This window comes from Nissabacter archeti (genome assembly GCF_018257325.1).
Classification (GTDB): Bacteria; Pseudomonadota; Gammaproteobacteria; order Enterobacterales; family Enterobacteriaceae; genus Chimaeribacter; species Chimaeribacter arupi.
Map to the genome: position 1 here is coordinate 109,537 of NZ_JAERKB010000001.1, position 16,928 is coordinate 126,464.

General features: G+C 56.3%; 16 protein-coding genes. 5 read left to right on the forward strand and 11 right to left on the reverse strand.

The features are described 5' to 3' along the window. Positions 1-12: 12 nt before the first annotated feature. Genes JK232_RS00410 through JK232_RS22895 form a run of 4 tightly spaced genes read right to left on the reverse strand, consistent with a single transcriptional unit; the run spans position 13 to position 4,847 of the window. On the reverse strand, positions 13-1,284 hold the full coding sequence (locus tag JK232_RS00410; RefSeq protein ID WP_072931188.1) for an HlyD family type I secretion periplasmic adaptor subunit: 1,272 nt from the start codon (positions 1,282-1,284) through the stop codon (positions 13-15). Then, positions 1,281-2,624 carry a TolC family protein gene (locus tag JK232_RS00415; RefSeq protein WP_212588635.1) on the reverse strand — a complete coding sequence of 448 codons (1,344 nt, stop codon included), beginning with the start codon at positions 2,622-2,624 and terminating at the stop codon, positions 1,281-1,283. The genes JK232_RS00410 and JK232_RS00415 overlap by 4 nt, the downstream gene beginning before the upstream one ends. Beyond that, positions 2,621-4,039: a MotA/TolQ/ExbB proton channel family protein gene (locus tag JK232_RS00420; RefSeq protein ID WP_101835194.1), complete on the reverse strand. Its 1,419-nt coding sequence runs from the start codon at positions 4,037-4,039 to the stop codon at positions 2,621-2,623. The genes JK232_RS00415 and JK232_RS00420 overlap by 4 nt, the downstream gene beginning before the upstream one ends. A gap of 4 nt (positions 4,040-4,043) precedes the next feature. Beyond that, positions 4,044-4,847, reverse strand: coding sequence for a hypothetical protein (locus JK232_RS22895; protein WP_212588802.1), 804 nt, complete (start codon positions 4,845-4,847; stop codon positions 4,044-4,046). Positions 4,848-5,563: 716 nt separating this feature from the next. On the opposite strand from JK232_RS22895, the gene fhuF reads away from it, so the two are divergent. Together fhuF and JK232_RS00435 are read left to right on the forward strand one after the other, a co-directional pair. Continuing rightward, complete coding sequence (fhuF, locus tag JK232_RS00430) at positions 5,564-6,295, forward strand: siderophore-iron reductase FhuF (protein WP_072931196.1); 732 nt, start codon at positions 5,564-5,566, stop codon at positions 6,293-6,295. 154 nt (positions 6,296-6,449) lie between these two features. Then, the gene (locus tag JK232_RS00435; RefSeq protein ID WP_072931198.1) at positions 6,450-6,809 is read left to right on the forward strand and encodes a hypothetical protein; all 360 of its coding nucleotides are present in this window, start codon (positions 6,450-6,452) and stop codon (positions 6,807-6,809) included. A 61-nt stretch (positions 6,810-6,870) separates the two neighbouring features. Here the strand turns inward: JK232_RS00435 and JK232_RS00440 are convergent, their stop codons facing one another. Both JK232_RS00440 and JK232_RS00445 read right to left on the reverse strand, forming a co-directional pair. Further along, positions 6,871-7,839 (reverse strand): sensor domain-containing diguanylate cyclase, encoded by a 969-nt coding sequence (locus JK232_RS00440; RefSeq protein WP_212588636.1) that lies wholly within the window; start codon positions 7,837-7,839, stop codon positions 6,871-6,873. Between the two features lie 227 nt (positions 7,840-8,066). Continuing rightward, on the reverse strand, positions 8,067-9,122 hold the full coding sequence (locus JK232_RS00445; protein ID WP_101829115.1) for an NAD(P)-dependent alcohol dehydrogenase: 1,056 nt from the start codon (positions 9,120-9,122) through the stop codon (positions 8,067-8,069). A 438-nt stretch (positions 9,123-9,560) separates the two neighbouring features. Here JK232_RS00445 and JK232_RS00450 point away from each other — a divergent pair, with 438 nt between their 5' ends. From JK232_RS00450 to JK232_RS00460, 3 genes are all read left to right on the forward strand, one after another. Then, complete coding sequence (locus tag JK232_RS00450) at positions 9,561-10,772, forward strand: FAD-dependent oxidoreductase (protein WP_101854985.1); 1,212 nt, start codon at positions 9,561-9,563, stop codon at positions 10,770-10,772. 182 nt (positions 10,773-10,954) lie between these two features. Beyond that, on the forward strand, positions 10,955-11,323 hold the full coding sequence (locus tag JK232_RS00455; protein ID WP_101829112.1) for an NlpC/P60 family protein: 369 nt from the start codon (positions 10,955-10,957) through the stop codon (positions 11,321-11,323). Continuing rightward, positions 11,323-11,823, forward strand: a complete 501-nt coding sequence (locus tag JK232_RS00460) for a DUF3828 domain-containing protein (protein WP_212588637.1) — start codon at positions 11,323-11,325, stop codon at positions 11,821-11,823. Before JK232_RS00455 ends, JK232_RS00460 begins: the two co-directional genes overlap by 1 nt. A gap of 663 nt (positions 11,824-12,486) precedes the next feature. Here the strand turns inward: JK232_RS00460 and JK232_RS00465 are convergent. From JK232_RS00465 to JK232_RS00485, 5 genes are read right to left on the reverse strand one after another with little or no spacing between them, the layout of a single operon-like run. Then, positions 12,487-13,569, reverse strand: a complete 1,083-nt coding sequence (locus tag JK232_RS00465) for a LacI family DNA-binding transcriptional regulator (protein ID WP_212588638.1) — start codon at positions 13,567-13,569, stop codon at positions 12,487-12,489. Next, the gene (locus JK232_RS00470; protein ID WP_072933825.1) at positions 13,509-14,330 is read right to left on the reverse strand and encodes an ABC transporter permease; all 822 of its coding nucleotides are present in this window, start codon (positions 14,328-14,330) and stop codon (positions 13,509-13,511) included. The genes JK232_RS00465 and JK232_RS00470 overlap by 61 nt, the downstream gene beginning before the upstream one ends. Next, positions 14,320-15,108, reverse strand: a complete 789-nt coding sequence (locus JK232_RS00475) for an ABC transporter ATP-binding protein (RefSeq protein ID WP_212588639.1) — start codon at positions 15,106-15,108, stop codon at positions 14,320-14,322. The genes JK232_RS00470 and JK232_RS00475 overlap by 11 nt, the downstream gene beginning before the upstream one ends. A gap of 28 nt (positions 15,109-15,136) precedes the next feature. Next, positions 15,137-15,853 carry a M24 family metallopeptidase gene (locus JK232_RS00480; RefSeq protein ID WP_072933821.1) on the reverse strand — a complete coding sequence of 239 codons (717 nt, stop codon included), beginning with the start codon at positions 15,851-15,853 and terminating at the stop codon, positions 15,137-15,139. Positions 15,854-15,855: 2 nt separating this feature from the next. After that, positions 15,856-16,869 (reverse strand): ABC transporter substrate-binding protein, encoded by a 1,014-nt coding sequence (locus tag JK232_RS00485; RefSeq protein ID WP_072933818.1) that lies wholly within the window; start codon positions 16,867-16,869, stop codon positions 15,856-15,858. Between the last annotated feature and the right edge of the window lie 59 nt (positions 16,870-16,928).

Sequence of the window (16,928 nt, forward strand, 5' to 3'; positions counted from 1 at the left end):
TACCTTCAATTTTTATTTGGCCGTTTCGCGCGGCGTAGTGATTAAGGGTTCTGAGAACATTTTATTCATCCCCTTCAGAAGCGGGGACATCAGGTATTCCATAATACTGTGCCGCCCGGTAATCACGTTGGCGTCAACCGTCATGCCGGGCATCACTTTATTTAAATCTTTCCTGGAAATTTCAAACTGCACGATGACTTTGTAATATCTGACCATGGAACCATTCACAGACTCTTCATAGGAGTCCGAGCTGATCTCTTCAATGACACCTTTAGCGGCTTTGGAGCCTGACATCATAAAGGACATGACATTGATGTTGACATTTCCCCCAACGAATACCTGGTCACGATCTTTGGGCATGATTTTTACCTCTGCCTGTACCAGGGTTGAGAAAGGTTTTATTTCAAACAGCGCATCTGCCGCCTGAATAACGCCGCCTTTGGTGTTGGCGCTTTTGTTTACCTGGTGTATGACGCCGTCAATAGGAGACTTAACCAACGTCTCCTGTAACTGGCGTGACAATATGTTTATAGTGGATTCGTTGAGTGCCAGCTCTTTCTGAGACTCAGCCAGATCTTTCGAGAGCGAGTTACGCAGCTCAAACTCGGCATTATTGATTTCACTTTTTGTAATTTCAATTTCATCATTAATTGAAGAGATTTTATTGTCTAAATCAATAATCTCTGAGTTTAAGCGCACGGCAGATTGCTTTTTATTCAGGAGATTGGTGTAGGAGCTTATCCCTTTCTTTACCAGAGGTGAAAGAATATTCACCTCTTCCTGGAGCAGTGCCAGCTCACTCTTTTTACTGATTTTCGCGACATCCAGGCCGTTAATGTCAGAAGTAAGCCCATGGATTTTCACTTCTTTCGATGTTATCTGGCTTTTGACCATCTGCACATTGCTGATAATGTCGCTATTTTCCAGGGTAGACACATCAAATGAGCCGATTCTGTGGGTATCCGATAATACCCGGTTGATCTCATCGATATTTTTTTTAAGGATTTCTGCCTGGGTAAAGTAACGGTCATACTCTTTTTGGACATCGAGGTTAGATATCTTCGCCAGCACCTGGCCCGCCTTGACGATATCGTGTTCGGAAACATAAATTTCCTCAACGGTTCCGCCTTTCGATAGTGAAACAATCTGAGTATTATCTTTTGTTGCAACAATACCCTGGCCGTGGACAACAGAATTGACTTTTACCATGCTGAAAATGATGATAATCAGCAACGTCATACTCATAATGACCATCATAAGATGGTCACTTTGTTTCCTATTCATTTTACCAACGACCTTGAACCCGGTTGTATAACCTCATGCTGCAGTTGCAGATTCTTCAACAAAACAGCGGTTTGAGACATTTGATCGAGCTTACTTTGGTAAATACCGTAAGTAGATTCAATCATGGTGATGTTTGCCTGGAAAAGTTCATTACGGCTGGAGATCAGATCCAGCAGTGATTTCTGCCCTAATGTAAACTCTTCTTTATAAAGCTCAGTCAGCTTGCGGGCGTTTTCATAGGAACGCTTTGCAATATCCAACGCTTCTTTATTGGAACGGTATTTTGAAAGAGAGACGTCAATATTGTTACGGCTTTGAATAATGAAATCATCCGCTTCCAGTTTGGTCTGACCATAACGCGCTGCGAACTTTCTTTCTTCTGCCTGATTTTTAAAGCCGTTAAAGATATTAAGCCCGACTTTAACCCCTACCCTGAATTCATCAGGATAATCATCCCGGTTTGCATCACTGGAAGGGGAATTATCACTGTAACTCACATTGGCATCAATTGTCGGATAATTGGCCGATTTCGCGGCATTGATATCAGAATACGCGGCCTCGGTACTTTTTTGCAGTGATTTCCAGGTGGGGTTCTCACTCATGACCTTTTTCATCACGCTCTCTTTTTCCGTGATAAAATGATAGTGATCAAATACATCAGGCAAGCGTGAGATGTTTTCCAGCGTAACCGCATCCCCGGTCATATTACGGATCCTGGCCAATTCAGCATCTGCCTGATCCCGGTAAGCGAGTTCCTGGGTACTTAATGCATCAATCGATGCCTGCACTTTACGCAAATCAGACTGCATCGCTACACCGGAATTAATCAATTCAGAAAAATCACTTAACATCTTTTTATAGAACAGTTTCTCCTCATCGATGCTTGCCATGATTTTTTTTAACTTTTCTATTTTTAAAAAGGCATCGGTGGTGCTCTTGGCGGTGTCATTCATGCTCTGCAGGAAATCACTGGCGCTGCTTTCTTCAATGCTTTGCGCTTTGTGGATGTTATTGCTTCTGACCCCAAAGTCCGCAATGCGGTAAGCCAGAGTGATTTTATTTTCAATGTTCCGCTCTTCACTCTCCTCTTTATTTTTTTGCGATGCCTCAGAGGTCGCATCTAATGTAGGGTAAAGGGAGGCTTTGCTCATTGCGGTTTCCTGATGGCGGCGCTCAATTTCCATCGATGCAATAGCCACAGAAGGTTGAGCTTCAAGCGCATGTTTTACCAACACCGTCAGGGGATAGGCCCCTACGCTATTTCCTGCCGGCATGGCAGAGAACGCAGGGACAGAAAGCAGGGAAATACCCGTCAATAATGCCGCCATAGACATTTTCATTGGTCATTCTTCTCTTTCAGGATTAAGACATCTTTTTGCAGGCTGTGGTGCATATCCGCGATCTGCCCAAATAACGGGGTAAACGTTTTTAAATGGCTTTCAATATGGCTCTGCGTGGTGCTGTGGCGCACAAGGTTTTGCTGCTCATGTAAAATAATATGGGCATCCATCGCATTCAGTTGCTGGTGATTCTTTTCAAATTCCCCGACGGTGTTGTCATGCAACTCTTTCATGGCATTCTGCAACTGTTGTGAATTATGCAGAACCACCGCCTGGCTTTGTTCAATGGCTTGCTGGGAGTCAGTCACATACGCTATTTTCGCTTCCTGCTCCGTCATTTGCTCGCTGGTTTTCATCAGCAACGCGGTATGTTCAGCGATCTGTTGGTGCGTATCGTTAATGACATTTTGCTGTTCTGACAGCCCCTCTTTTACCTTTTCTACGCCGTTATTAATGTCACGCAACCGGCCGCTGCCTGTTTCGCAGAATGACAGCAATGAGGCTTCAAAGGCGGCGCGTTGCGCACTATTGACCGTGGCTTGTTCAAGCAACTGGCGCACAGTGCCGTTTGATTCCGTGCAGAGGGTAATCAGACGTTCCTGGAAGGTGGCCAGAGACGTTTTAATATCACTGACAATCTCATCCACCGGCGAAACAATACGCAATGTCCGGGTTTTTCCTGCCACCTGTTTGCGTTTCATTTCACGGATAAAACTTAATTTGGTATCCCGCAGCGTGACGTTCAGGCGCACAAAGGCATTACGCACCAGTGAACTCATCACGTTCAGAAGAATGGCGCTCACCACTCCATAAATAGAGGAAACGAAGGCGGTATTCATGCCGCGCAGCGGCTCAGAGAGTGAGGAGACCACGTTCACAATGATTTTCAGCGTATCTGCATCTGTGCCGCCGCCAATCTGTGATTTATCAAGCAGCGTTATCACTGAGGCAATGGTCAATGAAAGGCCCGCAAATGTCCCTAACAAACCAATCATGGTGGAGATATTGGCGCAGCTTAAAATGGCTGACATACGTTGATTATGTTTACGGTTGACACTTTCATCGATGTTTTCATAAAGCGACATCAGCGTGTCATCATCCAGCCCGTGATCGGGTTTGAAGACAATTTTATTGGCATCACCGAGCAGGTGGGCGGTTTTTACGTAATCTTTAGTTTTCAGAACACCATTACAGATCCTGATTTCGAAAAAAGAGGCGATGACAATGGCGCAGCCTACCGTATACACCAGGATCACCACCGTATTATAAAATGCGGCGACGTTATAAGTATCGATAACATAATGCCGGATACCCGGCACGAGCATCATGAATAACGGGGCGGCGGCGACCAGCAGCACCATAAAAAGGCTGAGGTTATTATTAATAACCCTGGAAGATGTTTTGTTGCGGTTCATTTATTTACTCGACTTTTGTAATGACAGCGCTGTTACTCATAACACCGGCATCGTTGATGACTGAAATAGCGACATCCTGGTTCACTTCATTTTCCTTAACCACTTTCAACAGCATAATTCCCCGCTGATAGGCCAGGCGCATGGCATCAGAAACGGCAATGGCTTTATTGCTGTTGGTATACACATTCACTGACGTGGATGTATGCTCCGCCTTTAACCATTCCTTGAGTTTGCCGATAATTTCAGACGGGAAACTTTGCTCATTTTTTTGGAAATGGATAACAAACTGATTGCCTTTAATTTCAAAGGCCGGCGTTTTCTCATGGACATCGTACCGCCCGGCCGGCATCGGCGACGCGTTCCCACGCTTATCAACCGGGGTGGCGGCTGGAGGGGCGTTGTTCACCTCTGCCTGAGCAACAGCGCGGCGCTCATTTTTACCTGTGCTGTCAGCCGTTTCAGCGGCCTGTGCAGCCTCCGCATTACCGGCTGCCTGGGAAGCGTTGGCCGCCGTTACTGCTTCGGTCACTTCAGTGCTATCGGTACGGTCCGCTTCTGAGGTTTGGCTCGCAGGTTCTGTATGGTTATTTTTTTGTTTCGCTTCGGTTTCTGTCGGTAACGAGGTCATGTCCGGCATTTTTTTATCGGAATAGACCGGTGCCGTTACCAGGGGAACATAATGTTTTTTTGCGCTTTCATACATAATTAACATGCTGTTAAGGACAAAAACCAACATCAAAAATATAAATATGCACAAGACGGTTGAAAAGGCATCCACAAAGGTGGGCCACGGATTACTCTCTTCCATATATATTTTGTATACCTGGGGTGGGTGATTCATTAGTGCGCGTATCTTACACAAGCAAATAATTAAGATCTATATGAATATAAAAAAATAGTACAGTTATCATTGCATTGATAATAAAGGATTTTCTTGTATTTTTTACATCTTTGATCCCTTAAAAGTAAATAAATAAATCTCTCTTTAATATCAATACTTATTATTTTTAAAGCGTAATTAACAAAAGCGGATGGCATGACATCACCAGATCTCAGTTAATATTTAAGCGAACATTAATACTTATTTAAGCGCCGATTAATTGATTCGCCTTACCCGCTAAAAAATGCGTTTTTAGTGATATAAAAATAACGCATGGTTAACCTTTTTTCGTCGGATTTTATGAAATAAACAGGGGGGAAAGGGAGATAAAAACGTATTGCCTGCGGCATTAACCCGGTATTTATCCTTAATAAAGGATTTTTTATTCCCGCGTGAATCGCCCGAAAACGAAAAAAATCGAAAGAACGGTATGGAGAGTATGGGAAAGGTCAGGCAGCGGTTGGCCGTTTCACAGTCAATGACAAGGGCTTACCCCCTGCTTCCGCACATTTAGATCATAATACAAATCGAAATCATTACCATTTCCTATCAGGCTCGCTTACACTGACCGGCAGAGGCCGTGCCGGGGTATCTGCCGGGGCGGGAGGACTGATAAAAAGATTTCTGGTGCCAGGCGCATGACGATGCTGACAATTTTAGACTCCTTTGCCGATGGCCCGCTGGATTGGGTCAAAACCATGTTTATCCCTTATGACGCCGACGCCCCGCGGACGGTGCCTGCCGGCCGCCTGTTGACGCCGGGAGGTGCACGTGATGTGCTCGCCGCCTACCTCGCCGCACACGATGCCTCTGAGCACCGCGCCCGTGTCTCCATGTGGTCACAATGGTATTTTGCCCGCTTGTTGCCGGTCTGGATGATTGTGAACCTCTCCCACCACTGGCAATTGCCGATTAACGCTGACCGCGTCTGGTTCCAGCTCAATGAAGATGGCCTGCCGCTGCAATTTATGTTGCAGGGCGACGGCGAGCCGGTCACCGAGCCCGACCCGCTGGTGCGGTTTGCAGGCATGGTGCAGCATATTGCGCCGGTCTGCGGGATACTGGCGGATCTCGCCGGGCTGAAGCCGGGGATCTTCTGGAATAACGCCGCCGTGCGCATCCAGTGGGGGATTGAACAGGCTGAGCTGGTGAACGCGGATGTCACGCCCGGCCAGGCCCTGCTGGCCGCCCGCACCCTGTGCGACGGCAGCAAGAATGCGCTGTTCGAGCCTACCCGCCATGAAATCCCGACCGATGCAGAAAGCCCCTCCTTCCGCCGCCAGTGCTGCCTGCGCTATGAGCTGTGCGACCACGAAATGTGCCCCTCCTGCCCGCTGCTGCTGGCAGAAAAACGCCGTCGCCCGGCCACGGTGTGAGCAGAAAAAAGCCTGTTTACTCAGCCTGCTGCGCGCCCGGCATAGCTTATACAGAAAAAGAGTTTGATCTTACCCGGTTATAACTATAAATATGAGGGCGACCCCGCAACCGTTTCCCTGCGCGCGGGCCGACTCTGACCACGAGGTAACGATCATGAAAACGAGCAGCTCTGCCCGCGTCTCTGCGTCGTTGAAGGGGCTGGCCACCCAGGCCGCCCTGCTCTCTGCTGCGCTGCGCGCCTCTCTGCTGGCGCCGGTCTCGCAGACCTGGCGTACCCTGACCGGCCAACAGGCGCCGCTGGCCGCCCGTGTTATCCGCCGTTATGCCCTGCCCTCCACGCGCACGTTCAGTGTGGCGGAAGGCTTTTTTGGCTTTATCCCGATTGAGTCTTTTGAGAGTGAACGTTATGTGCTGGAAGTGATGCACGCCGGCCGCTGTTACCAGGTGGAAGTGCCGCTGCATGTCTACCAGCAGGCCGCCATCGGCGGGCATATTGATATCCATACCCACTGACGCCGCCGCATAAAAACAAAAAAGGCGCCGGGAAGGCGCCTTTTTTATGGCGGTAACGGCATTATGCCGTGGGGGTGTCGCCGCGCTTTTGCGCATACATCAGGGCATCCGCCTGTGCCAGCAAGTCAGCCACCGGCACCGCCTGCCTGCCGTCATACTCAATCTGCCCCACGCTGTAACGTAATGCGTACCCGCGCCCGCTCCGGGCGTTATACCCGGCAATATGGTCCTGCAAACGCGCCAGCGCCTGCTGAGTCTCCTGCTGCCCGGCATTGGTCAGCAACACCGCGAACTCATCGCCGCCAAGCCGCCCCACCACATCGCTGTCACGCAGGCTGTCGCGCATCAGTGCCGCGAACGTTTTCAATGCCTGGTCGCCTTCGGCATGGCCAAAGGTGTCATTGATGGCCTTGAAGCCGTTCATATCAAAAAACAGCAACGACGCGGGCAGCGCCAGCCGGTGGCAGACGTCCAGCGCATGCTGGCCCAGCGCCTCAAAACCGCGGCGGTTGGAGATCTGCGTCAGCTCATCCATCGTCGCCAACTGCATGGCGGTGATCTCCTGCTCCGCCATGGCGGCCAGATCGCGCAGCAGCATCCGGTCTTCTTCATTCAGCGCGCGCGGGGCAGTATCAATCAGGCAGAGGGTGCCGAGCTTGATGCCGTCCGGCACCATCAACGGGCAACCGGCATAAAAGCGGATGCCCGGCTCGCCGGTCACCAGCGGGTTATCATGAAACCGGCTGTCGTTTTGCGCATCCGGCACCTCCATGATGTCATCCGCCAGGATGGCATGGCCGCAAAAGGAGACATCACGCGGCATCTCCTGCACCTCCAGGCCCTGGCAGGACTTGAACCACTGGCGGTTCATGTCCACCAGCGACACCAGCGCAATCGGCACATCAAACAGACGCCGCGCCAGCCGGGTCAGGCGGTCAAAGCGTTCTTCCGGCAGCGTATCGAGGATATTGTAGGCACGGAGGGTGGACAGGCGTTGATGCTCGTCAGTCGGTTGGGCGGGCGGTTGCATAACACTCTCATTCTCTGGTGGGGCTAAAGATGGGTAAAAAGGCATCAATGTGCTGACATTGCAGCCGAAAGCGCTATTCAAACATGGATAAAAGTGAAAGTCACCTTTCGCAAAACCGCGTATTCATTAAGGAAATAAGGGGGGCAGGAAGGGGATCCGGCGCGCCGTCCGCCTGTCCGCCCCGGCATTGCACCGGAGGCGGGAGGGCTACGACGGAGTGGGCAGGGTTATTCTGCCCGGAGGGAGTTCATATCAATCACAAAGCGGTACTTCACGTCGCCACGGCTCATGCGGGCAAACGCCTGCTCAATTTCATCCATGCGAATTACTTCGACATCAGCAGTGATGCCATGTTCCCCACAAAAATCGAGCATTTCCTGAGTTTCTTTCATGCTGCCGATCGAGGTGCCGGCAATGCTCAGGCGTTTGAACACCATCGGTGTGATGTCAGGGGCCTGATGCGGGCTGTCCGGGATGCCGACCAGGATCAGCTTACCGTTGCTTTTCAGCGTTGCCAGATAGGGGTTCAGGTCATGCGGGGCGGCCACGCAGTTCAGGATCATATCCAGGCGGTTCGCCTGGGCGGCCATCTGGCGCGCATCGGTGGAGACCACCACCTGTTTTGCGCCAAGGCGCAGCGCATCCTCACCTTTGCCCGGCGACGTGGTAAACAGCACCACCTCGGCCCCCATCGCGGTGGCCAGTTTCACCGCCATATGGCCCAACCCGCCCAGCCCCACCACGCCGATGCGCTGGCCGGGCTGCACATTCCAGTGGCGGAGCGGTGACCAGGTGGTGACACCGGCGCACAGCAGCGGGGCCACTGCGGCAGGGTCGAGCTGTTCCGGCACGCGTACCACGAAATCCTGGGCGACCACGATGTCAGTGGCGTACCCGCCAAAGGTGGTTCCGCCTGTCACGCGCTCTTCACCGTTGTACGTGGCGGTGAAGCCGGTGTCGCAATACTGCTCTTCGCCCTCATGGCAGGCGGCACACTGGCCGCAGGAGCCGACCATCACCCCCACGCCGACGCGCTGGCCGACCTTGAAGCGGCTGACGTTTGCCCCGGTTTCGGTGACGTGACCGACAATCTCATGGCCCGGCACCAGCGGGTAGCGGCTCATGTTCCACTCATTGCGGGCCATGTGCAGGTCGGAGTGGCAAACGCCACAAAACGCGATCTCAATGCGGACGTCATCCGGCCCGGTGTCACGGCGGTCAAAATGGAAAGGTGCGAGTGCCGCCTGGGCGGACTGGGCGGCATAGCCAAAAGATCGTTTCATCGGAATCCCCGTTTTTGAAGGGGGCGAACCCTAAAGCCTGCGGCATTTCACATCAAGTTTTCTGCCTGGGGAAATGTGCCAAAATGTGGCAGCAGCGAAAAGGCCTGCGGCCGCCGGGTGAACGCGGCACAACGCGCGCAAGCCCCCGGTTCACCCGCCCTGCGCGGCCCGGCGCATACCGCGCCATCCGGGCATCTGGATGGCTGAGCGCGTTACATCTTTTTACAAGCTTGTTGCTTTATCCGCCAGAAACCCGTCCTGACCTGGCCGGGGCACCGCGCTGCTTTTGCCTTATTTTTCAACTGCTGCCGTGGCCGGAAGGCGGGTTTGCCGCCGCTGCTGACGGGCAAACGGCGTGCTGAATGGCAGCGATAGTTTGACTCCCCGGTGCGGCGATGATAATCGTTATCACTCTTATTTAAAGCAGACGAGACCGTGATGACAGAGACTTTCCCCCTGCGCCGCACCCAGTGCTGTATTTCCGGCGGCGGCCCGGCAGGCATGATGCTGGGTTATTTGCTGGCACGCCGCGGCATTGAGGTCGTGGTGCTGGAGAAGCACGCCGATTTCCTGCGTGATTTCCGCGGTGACACCCTGCACCCCTCGACGTTGGAGGTGATTCACCAATTGGGCTGGCTGGAGGAGTTTTTGCAGCTGCCGCACCAGCGCATGGAACGCTTACAGGCGGAGATGGGCGGGCAGGAGATGACCATTGCGGATTTCACCCGGTTGCCGACTCGCTGCAAATTCATGGCCTTTATGCCGCAGTGGGATTTCCTCGACTTTCTCCAGCGTAAAGCCGCCGCCCTGCCCACCTTCACGCTGTTGATGGAAAGCCGCGTGACCGGCCTGCGGGTTGACGCCCAACAACGCGTCATTGGCGTGGACGCGATGACGCCGCAGGGCGCGCTACAGATTGAGAGCGATCTGGTGGTGGGGTGTGACGGCCGCCACTCCACGGTGCGCGCCCTGGCCGGGTTACAGAGCCGGAGTTTTGGTGCACCGCGTGATGTGCTGTGGCTGAAAATCCCAAAACACGCGGATGACCCGGCGTGGTCGACCGGCCACCGCGGGCCGCGCAAGAATTTCATTATGATTGATCGGGGTGACTACTGGCAGTGCGGCGTGTCAATCGACAAAGGCAGCCTGCCGGCCTTACAGCAGGCGGGTTTACCGGCCTTCCTGCATCAGGTGGCGGCCGGCGCGCCGTTTGACGCCGACCGGCTGGCGTCGGCCATCACGGACTGGGATCAGGTGAAGTTGCTGAGCATCCGCATTGACCGGCTGGACCACTGGGCGCGGCCGGGGCTGCTGTGCATCGGCGACGCGGCGCACGCCATGTCCCCGATTGGGGGTGTGGGGGTAAACCTGGCGATTCAGGACGCCGTCGCCACCGCCAACCTGCTGGCCGCGCCGTTACAACGCGGCGTCCCGACGTTGCGCCAGCTCAGCCGCGTACAGCGCCGCCGCACCTTCCCCACCAAAGCCACGCAATTTTTGCAGGTGATGATGACGCGCCGGTCAGGCAGCAACAAACGCCCGCCGGCGATGATCCGCGCCCTCGGCCGCTGGTTGCGCCAACGCCCCTGGCTGCCGTTCCTGTTCGGCCGCCTCATCGGCGTCGGCTTCCGGCAAGAATTGCCGAAGTAACCCACGTTTCTCTGATGCTGCGGCCCGCGCAGCATCCCCCTGCACCCGCCCGCTAATCATCAATTTTTTATCTTTTAAATCATGAAACTATATCAATTTTCTATAGCCTATTTTGTCTACCCGCCTCCTTTCCCACGTGCTGGAATAGCCGCCGTTAATGGGCCACTTAAAAGGGAAAAACGATGGGATGGAATAAACACACTGCGGCGGTTTATATCAGACAACATGCAACATCATCCTCACAAGGAAGATGCGCAGCCTTTACCCGCAGGGCTATTAATGCAGGCGGCGTAAATATAGGACAGACGTTGCATGCAAAAGATTATGGTCGTTTACTCAGCAACGCAGGTTTTACGGTGATTGGTACAGGAGAAATGTTGCAAGAGGGTGATGTCGTCGTAATCCAGCCCTATCCGGGCGGTAACGAAAGCGGGCATATGGCGATGTATGATGGGCAGAATTGGTATTCCGATTTTCGCCAACGTGACATGTGGGGTGGCCCGGGTTACCGGTCAGCACGGCCCGCGTATAAAATTTACAGGAGACGCTGATGCGTGCACTTTTCCTGTTTGTGTTGCTGTTATCCGGCTGTGCTGCCTCTACGGCCACACCTGAGCAGCAGGTTGATGCGTTCTACCGGTTCTATCTGGATGCCTTTGTCAGCGGCAGCGTTGAGAGCACCTACAGTTCGCCCACCCTGCGACGTTATGTGGCGGCGGAGACGTTGGATCGGTTGAGTGTCATTGAAAAGATCGAGGAGCAGCAGATAGTCGGTTCTGATTATTTTATCTATGGTCAGGATTATGCCCCGGAATGGATTGCCGGGTTACAGGTGGGGCCTGCCGCAGACTACCTGGGCGGCAAAGTGCTGGACGTCCGGCTTGGTCGGGAAGCGGGGAAAACGCAGCGCCTGCGCGTCTACCTCCGGCGCGAACAGGGCCTCTGGAAACTTTACCGGGTCAGAAACCTCAGCGATCAGTATGAACAACCGATTTTTGACGACCACGCCCTCGCCGCCGCCCAAGCCCAGGCGGCGACGTTAGTGCAGTAAATACCCCCCTACTTTGTCTTTACATACCCAAAGATTTGCAGTCTGGTGGGGGTATTAAATTATTGCCGAACGAAGACACAGGGCCGGGTGAGCGCACAGAGCAGATAAAAATCGCCCCTACTCTTTCCTTACATACCAAAAGATAGGCAGTCTGGTGGGGGCATTAAATTATTGCCGACGAGGACGCAGGGCCGGGCGAGCGGACAGGACGCCCTACTTTGTCCTTACATACCGACAGATTTGCAGTCTGGTAGGGGCGTAAAAATCATTGCCGAATGGAGCCGCAGGGCCGGGTGAGCACACAGGACAAATTGGCCGGGAGCCAATTTGAACAACGCGCAGCGTTGGCCCCGAAGGGGTGAGCCCCAGGGATGGGGCGAATAATTCCGCGAGAGTCGCAGCCACGCTGGGAGCGTGTCTGCGGCGGCCCGATTAGCCCGGAGGCGGAGTGAGGGCACCCGCGAGAGCGGGCAATGATTCAGCCAGGGTGCCCAAGGCGCGGGGATGCAAGGGGCGGGCGCCTACGCGCCCCTTGCGCGGTGGCGGCAGCGGGGTAACAAAGAGGCGCATATCGTATGCCAACGCAACCACCTCGATCTAAGTGGATAGTTCACCAACGCACCAACCCCGATCTAAAAAGAGGGCTTCCGCATGCCAATGCGATCATTCCATCTCCCTCACACTCCCCCTCAACATCACCGTCGCCGGGAACGCCTCCTGCACCGGTGGCTCCGCCAGATACCCGAGGCGGTGCAGCAACAGATGGGCCGCAGCAGCGCCCATCTCGTGCCCCGGCTGGCGCACGGTGGTGAGCGGCGGTGAGATGCGCGCCGCCGCTGAAATATCATCAAACCCGGTGACGCTGAGCACCTCCGGCACGGCGATGCCCTGTTGCTGGCAGGCACGGATCAGGCCAATCGCCATCAGGTCATTGGCGCAGAGCACCGCCGTCGGCCACTGGACGCGCGGCTGCGCCAGGATCTGTTGCGCCGCGTGCTCGCCGCTCCGTTCGGTGTAATCGCCTTCAATCAGCGGCAGGTGCGCCGGGTCCAGCCCCTGCTCACGGCAGGCGTCATGGTAACCGGCCAGCCGCTGCTCGCTGGTCCACAGCCCCGGCGGGCCGCCGAGCAACAACAGCTTCCGGTGGCCGCAGGCCAGCACGTGGCGGGCAATCGCCGCCGCGCCCTGCCGGTTCTGCGCGCTGATAAAGGGCGCCTCAATCCCCGGCAGGCACTCATCCACAAACACCATGGCACCGCGGCTGGCCAGTGCCTGCAACGAGGGGCTGGGGCGGCCGGTGCCGGAGAGGTAAATAACCCCGTCCAGCCGCTGGGTACGCAGCACCTGCGCATAATGCTCTTCACGGGCGGTGTCAGACCAGGTCAAACAGAGCACCAGCAGGAAATCGGACTGATCCAGCACCAGCTGGATGCCCTCCGCCACATCGGCGAAAAAGGCGTTCCCGAGATCCGGCACGATAAAGCCAATCGAGGAGATGCGGCGGCTCTTGAGGCTGCGGGCGGCATTGCTCGGCTCAAAGCCGAGATCGGCAATGGCCTGCAATACCCGTTCGCGGGTGCGGGCCGCCACCGGCCGCCCGCTGTTGTTGATTACCGCGCTGACCGTGCCGATCGACACCTCAGCGCGGCGCGCCACGTCACGGATGGTCGGGCGCGGCGTGTCTGTCATGGTGCATCGCGCCAGTAGCGGCGTGACCAGCGGCGGGCTTTCGACCCGTTGCGCCACGGCGTCATCAGGTACTCCGCACCGACCACCAGCAGGAAGCTCACCACCCCCAGCAGCGCCAGGAACACAATCGCGGAAAACGTCCCTGCCGTGTTCAGGCGCGAGTTGGCCTGAAGCAGGTAGGCCCCCAGGCCGCCGCTGGTGGAGGCTGTCCACTCCCCAATCACCGCGCCGGTGACGCTGAAGGTCGCCGACAGCTTGAGGGCGGAAAACAGCGGCGTGTAGGTGGCAGGCAGCTTCACATAGCGGAAGATTTTGGCACGCGACGCGCCCATCGACTTCACCAGGTTGAGCATGTCACGGTCTACGGAGTTGAGGCCGTCCAGCACGTTCACCACCACCGGGAAGAACACCACCAGCGCCACAATCACCAGTTTCGGGGCCAGCCCGAAACCGAGCCAGATGGTCAGCGCCGCCGAGATGGCGATCACCGGCACCGCCTGGCTGGCGATCAGGATCGGGTAAAGCACGCTGCGCACCCAGCCGGACATATCCATCAGCACGGCGAAGGCAAACCCGCTGACCGCGCCGAGCAAAAAGCCCATCAGGAAGGTCAGGAAGGTGATGCGGAAGCCCTCCCACAGCGTGTCCCAGTCGGCGAGCGTGTGCTCGAGGGTGCGTTCCGGCGAGGGCAGCACGTAGGCCGGGATGTCAAACCAGCGGACGGCCAGGTCCCACGCGAGGACAACCAGCACCAGTGCCACCACCGGCCCGCCGAGGCGCAGCATCCAGCCGCGCCAGCCAAAGGGTTCAGTGTACATTGGCCTGATCCTCCGCCGTGGGTTGGGTCTCATCCTGGTAAATCAGGCTGAGGATCTGCTTTTTCAGCGCCATAAAGGGTTCACTGGTCAGGCAGGAGAGCGGGCGCGGGCGCGCCAGTTCCACCGGGAAGATGGCGTTCACCCGGCCGGGGCGCGGCGTCATGACCACCACGCGGTCCGCCAGGAAGATCGCCTCGTCAATATCGTGGGTGACGAACACCACGGTGCGCTTTTGCTCCTGCCACACCGTGAGCAGCCACTGCTGCATCGACAGGCGCGTCTGGGAATCGAGCGCGCCGAACGGCTCATCCAGCAGCATCACGTCATGCTGCATCGCCAGCGTGCGCATCAGCGCCACCCGCTGGCGCATCCCGCCGGAGAGGGCCGCCGGGTAGTGGTTGATAAAATCGCCGATGCCGTAACGGCGCGCCAGCTCGACCCCGGCGCGGCGCTGTTCGGCGGTGGCGCGCCCTTTGAGCGTCGCCCCCAGCACGATGTTATCGATCACCGTGAGCCACGGCAGCAGCAGATCTTTTTGCAGCATATAGCCGACGTGGCCGGTTTTGCCGGTCACGTCGTCGTTGTCGATCAGGATGCGGCCGGAACTCGGCGTGAGCACGCCGGAGATCAGGTTAAACAAGGTACTTTTGCCGCAGCCGGACGGGCCGACCACAGAAATGAACTCCCCCTCGGCGACCTGAAGATCGGTAGGGGCCAGCGCGGTCAGGTCACCAAACCGGCGCGACACCTGCTCGATCCTGAGTTTTGCTTGGGACATCGGGTATTCCTTTCATCATCAGCGGGCGTTACAGGATTTCACACCGCTCGCGGCCAAACCAGACCAGATCCTCAACTTTCACGGCAATATCACCGCGGGCGGCAAACGGCTCCACCGCCCACGCGCCCCACATCGGCGTGCTGTTACCGGCATCAATGAAATTGTGCAGGTACGCCGCGCCGGGGGTCAGCGAGTGGCCGATGTTCGCCAGCAGGTCGAGCAGCACAAAGCCCTCGGCCTCCAGCCGGCTATGGCACAGGCCGAACAGTTCGTTGGCCGGCATACCGGGGCGGCACTGCGCCAGCACCTCGTAGTGCAACGCCTCGAGATCGCGCAGCGCCTCGGTGGCCAGCGGATGGTCGCCGATCACCTTGCAGCGGGTGCAGTCGCCCCAGAACCCTTGCTGGGTAATCGGGTGCACATCAATCATCAGCACATCCTGCGCGGCGGCCGCACGGGTGGTCGGCGCATGGGTCGGGAAGCAGATGCGCGCATTCTCCCCCAGCCCCACGGTGGTGATTGTCCAGATCCCGGCTGCGCCCTGCTGTTCCAGCGCCTCACACACGGCCAGCTCAATCTGCTGTTCGGTGATGCCGGGCGCGGCGGCCGCCAGCCCGGCGTCGGCGACGGCTTTCGCCATCTTTTGTGCATGGCGAAGACCGGCCGGTGCCTCAAAAGCGACATCCGGGCCGGGCTTGTAGCGCCACTCAGGCACCCAACGGGTGCCCGGTTCGCGTGTGCTCATCCTCAGTTCCCCTGCGGCAGGTAATCGTTGGTGTAGTACTGGTTCGCCGGCAGGGTCTCTTTCACGATCCCTTCCGCTTTCACCGCGTTCAGCAGGTCAGTCCAGGCGGTGTCGCTGAGTTTCAGCTGATCCGCGCCGGGGTTGCCCAGCAGGGTGATGGTGTCCGCCCATTGCTGTTTGATGAACGCCGGGTCATAGGCTTTGCTGTAGAGTTTGGTGAAGGCTGCGGTGCCTTCGTCCGGGTGGGCGATGGCGTAAGCGATACTCTTCTGGGTGGCGCGCATAAAGGCTTTGGCCTTCTCCGGGTTGGCCTTCAGCCAGCGCTCGTTACCGGCCAGCATAAAGATCGGGGTGTTCGGCACGCCGTGTTCAACCGCCGGCAGGAATTCCGGTTTCTGTTTGCCGGTGGTGACGACGCCGGTGCCTTCCGCGTTGGTGATGCCGGTGATGGCGTCTACGCGTTTTTGCAGCAGCAGCGGCACGGTGTCATCGGCGGCGGCCACCATGGTGATGTCTTTCAGCGTCAGGTTGGCGCTTTTCAGCATCAAGGCCAGCTGGGCTTTGGTCCAGGCGTCATTGTAGATGCCGATGGTTTTGCCTTTCAGCTCAGCCACGGTGAATTTTTCGCCCTGGCGGGAGACGATGCCCCAGTTGTTGCCCTGGCCGTAACGGCCGATGGCGGTGACCGGCGCGCCCTGCTCTTTGGCGAAGATGATGTCCATCACGGTGGTGAAGGCGAGGTCTGCACGGCCGGTGCCGAGGAATTTCATGGTATCGGCCACGGTCGGCGGTGCCACGATGTTCAGGTCAATGCCTTCTGCCGCATAGAAGCCCTTCTCTTTCCCCAAAATCCACGGGATCCAGAAGCCGTCCGCCACCGGCCACTCCTGCACAAAGGTAATTTTGGTCAGTTCAGCAGCCTGGGCCTGCGGGGTCGCCATGCCGGCACCGAGCCACGGGGCCAGCGCCACAGCACCGGCCAGCAGGGCCCCTTTCAGGATTGAACGTCGTTGCATCGGTATTCTCCATTTGCCTAAGTGAATAAAGGGGGGGGCTTCTTCACGTGCTTTCCTGC

Excerpts from the sequence above, each read along its gene's own strand:
- JK232_RS00410 (WP_072931188.1), bottom strand. The coding sequence starts at position 1,284 with ATGAATAGGAAACAAAGTGACCATCTTATGATGGTCATTATGAGTATG.
- JK232_RS00415 (WP_212588635.1), bottom strand. The coding sequence starts at position 2,624 with ATGAAAATGTCTATGGCGGCATTATTGACGGGTATTTCCCTGCTTTCT.
- JK232_RS00420 (WP_101835194.1), bottom strand. The coding sequence starts at position 4,039 with ATGAACCGCAACAAAACATCTTCCAGGGTTATTAATAATAACCTCAGC.
- JK232_RS22895 (WP_212588802.1), bottom strand. The coding sequence starts at position 4,847 with ATGGAAGAGAGTAATCCGTGGCCCACCTTTGTGGATGCCTTTTCAACC.
- fhuF (WP_072931196.1), top strand. The coding sequence starts at position 5,564 with ATGCTGACAATTTTAGACTCCTTTGCCGATGGCCCGCTGGATTGGGTC.
- JK232_RS00435 (WP_072931198.1), top strand. The coding sequence starts at position 6,450 with ATGAAAACGAGCAGCTCTGCCCGCGTCTCTGCGTCGTTGAAGGGGCTG.
- JK232_RS00440 (WP_212588636.1), bottom strand. The coding sequence starts at position 7,839 with ATGCAACCGCCCGCCCAACCGACTGACGAGCATCAACGCCTGTCCACC.
- JK232_RS00445 (WP_101829115.1), bottom strand. The coding sequence starts at position 9,122 with ATGAAACGATCTTTTGGCTATGCCGCCCAGTCCGCCCAGGCGGCACTC.
- JK232_RS00450 (WP_101854985.1), top strand. The coding sequence starts at position 9,561 with ATGACAGAGACTTTCCCCCTGCGCCGCACCCAGTGCTGTATTTCCGGC.
- JK232_RS00455 (WP_101829112.1), top strand. The coding sequence starts at position 10,955 with ATGGGATGGAATAAACACACTGCGGCGGTTTATATCAGACAACATGCA.
- JK232_RS00460 (WP_212588637.1), top strand. The coding sequence starts at position 11,323 with ATGCGTGCACTTTTCCTGTTTGTGTTGCTGTTATCCGGCTGTGCTGCC.
- JK232_RS00470 (WP_072933825.1), bottom strand. The coding sequence starts at position 14,330 with ATGTACACTGAACCCTTTGGCTGGCGCGGCTGGATGCTGCGCCTCGGC.
- JK232_RS00475 (WP_212588639.1), bottom strand. The coding sequence starts at position 15,108 with ATGTCCCAAGCAAAACTCAGGATCGAGCAGGTGTCGCGCCGGTTTGGT.
- JK232_RS00480 (WP_072933821.1), bottom strand. The coding sequence starts at position 15,853 with ATGAGCACACGCGAACCGGGCACCCGTTGGGTGCCTGAGTGGCGCTAC.
- JK232_RS00485 (WP_072933818.1), bottom strand. The coding sequence starts at position 16,869 with ATGCAACGACGTTCAATCCTGAAAGGGGCCCTGCTGGCCGGTGCTGTG.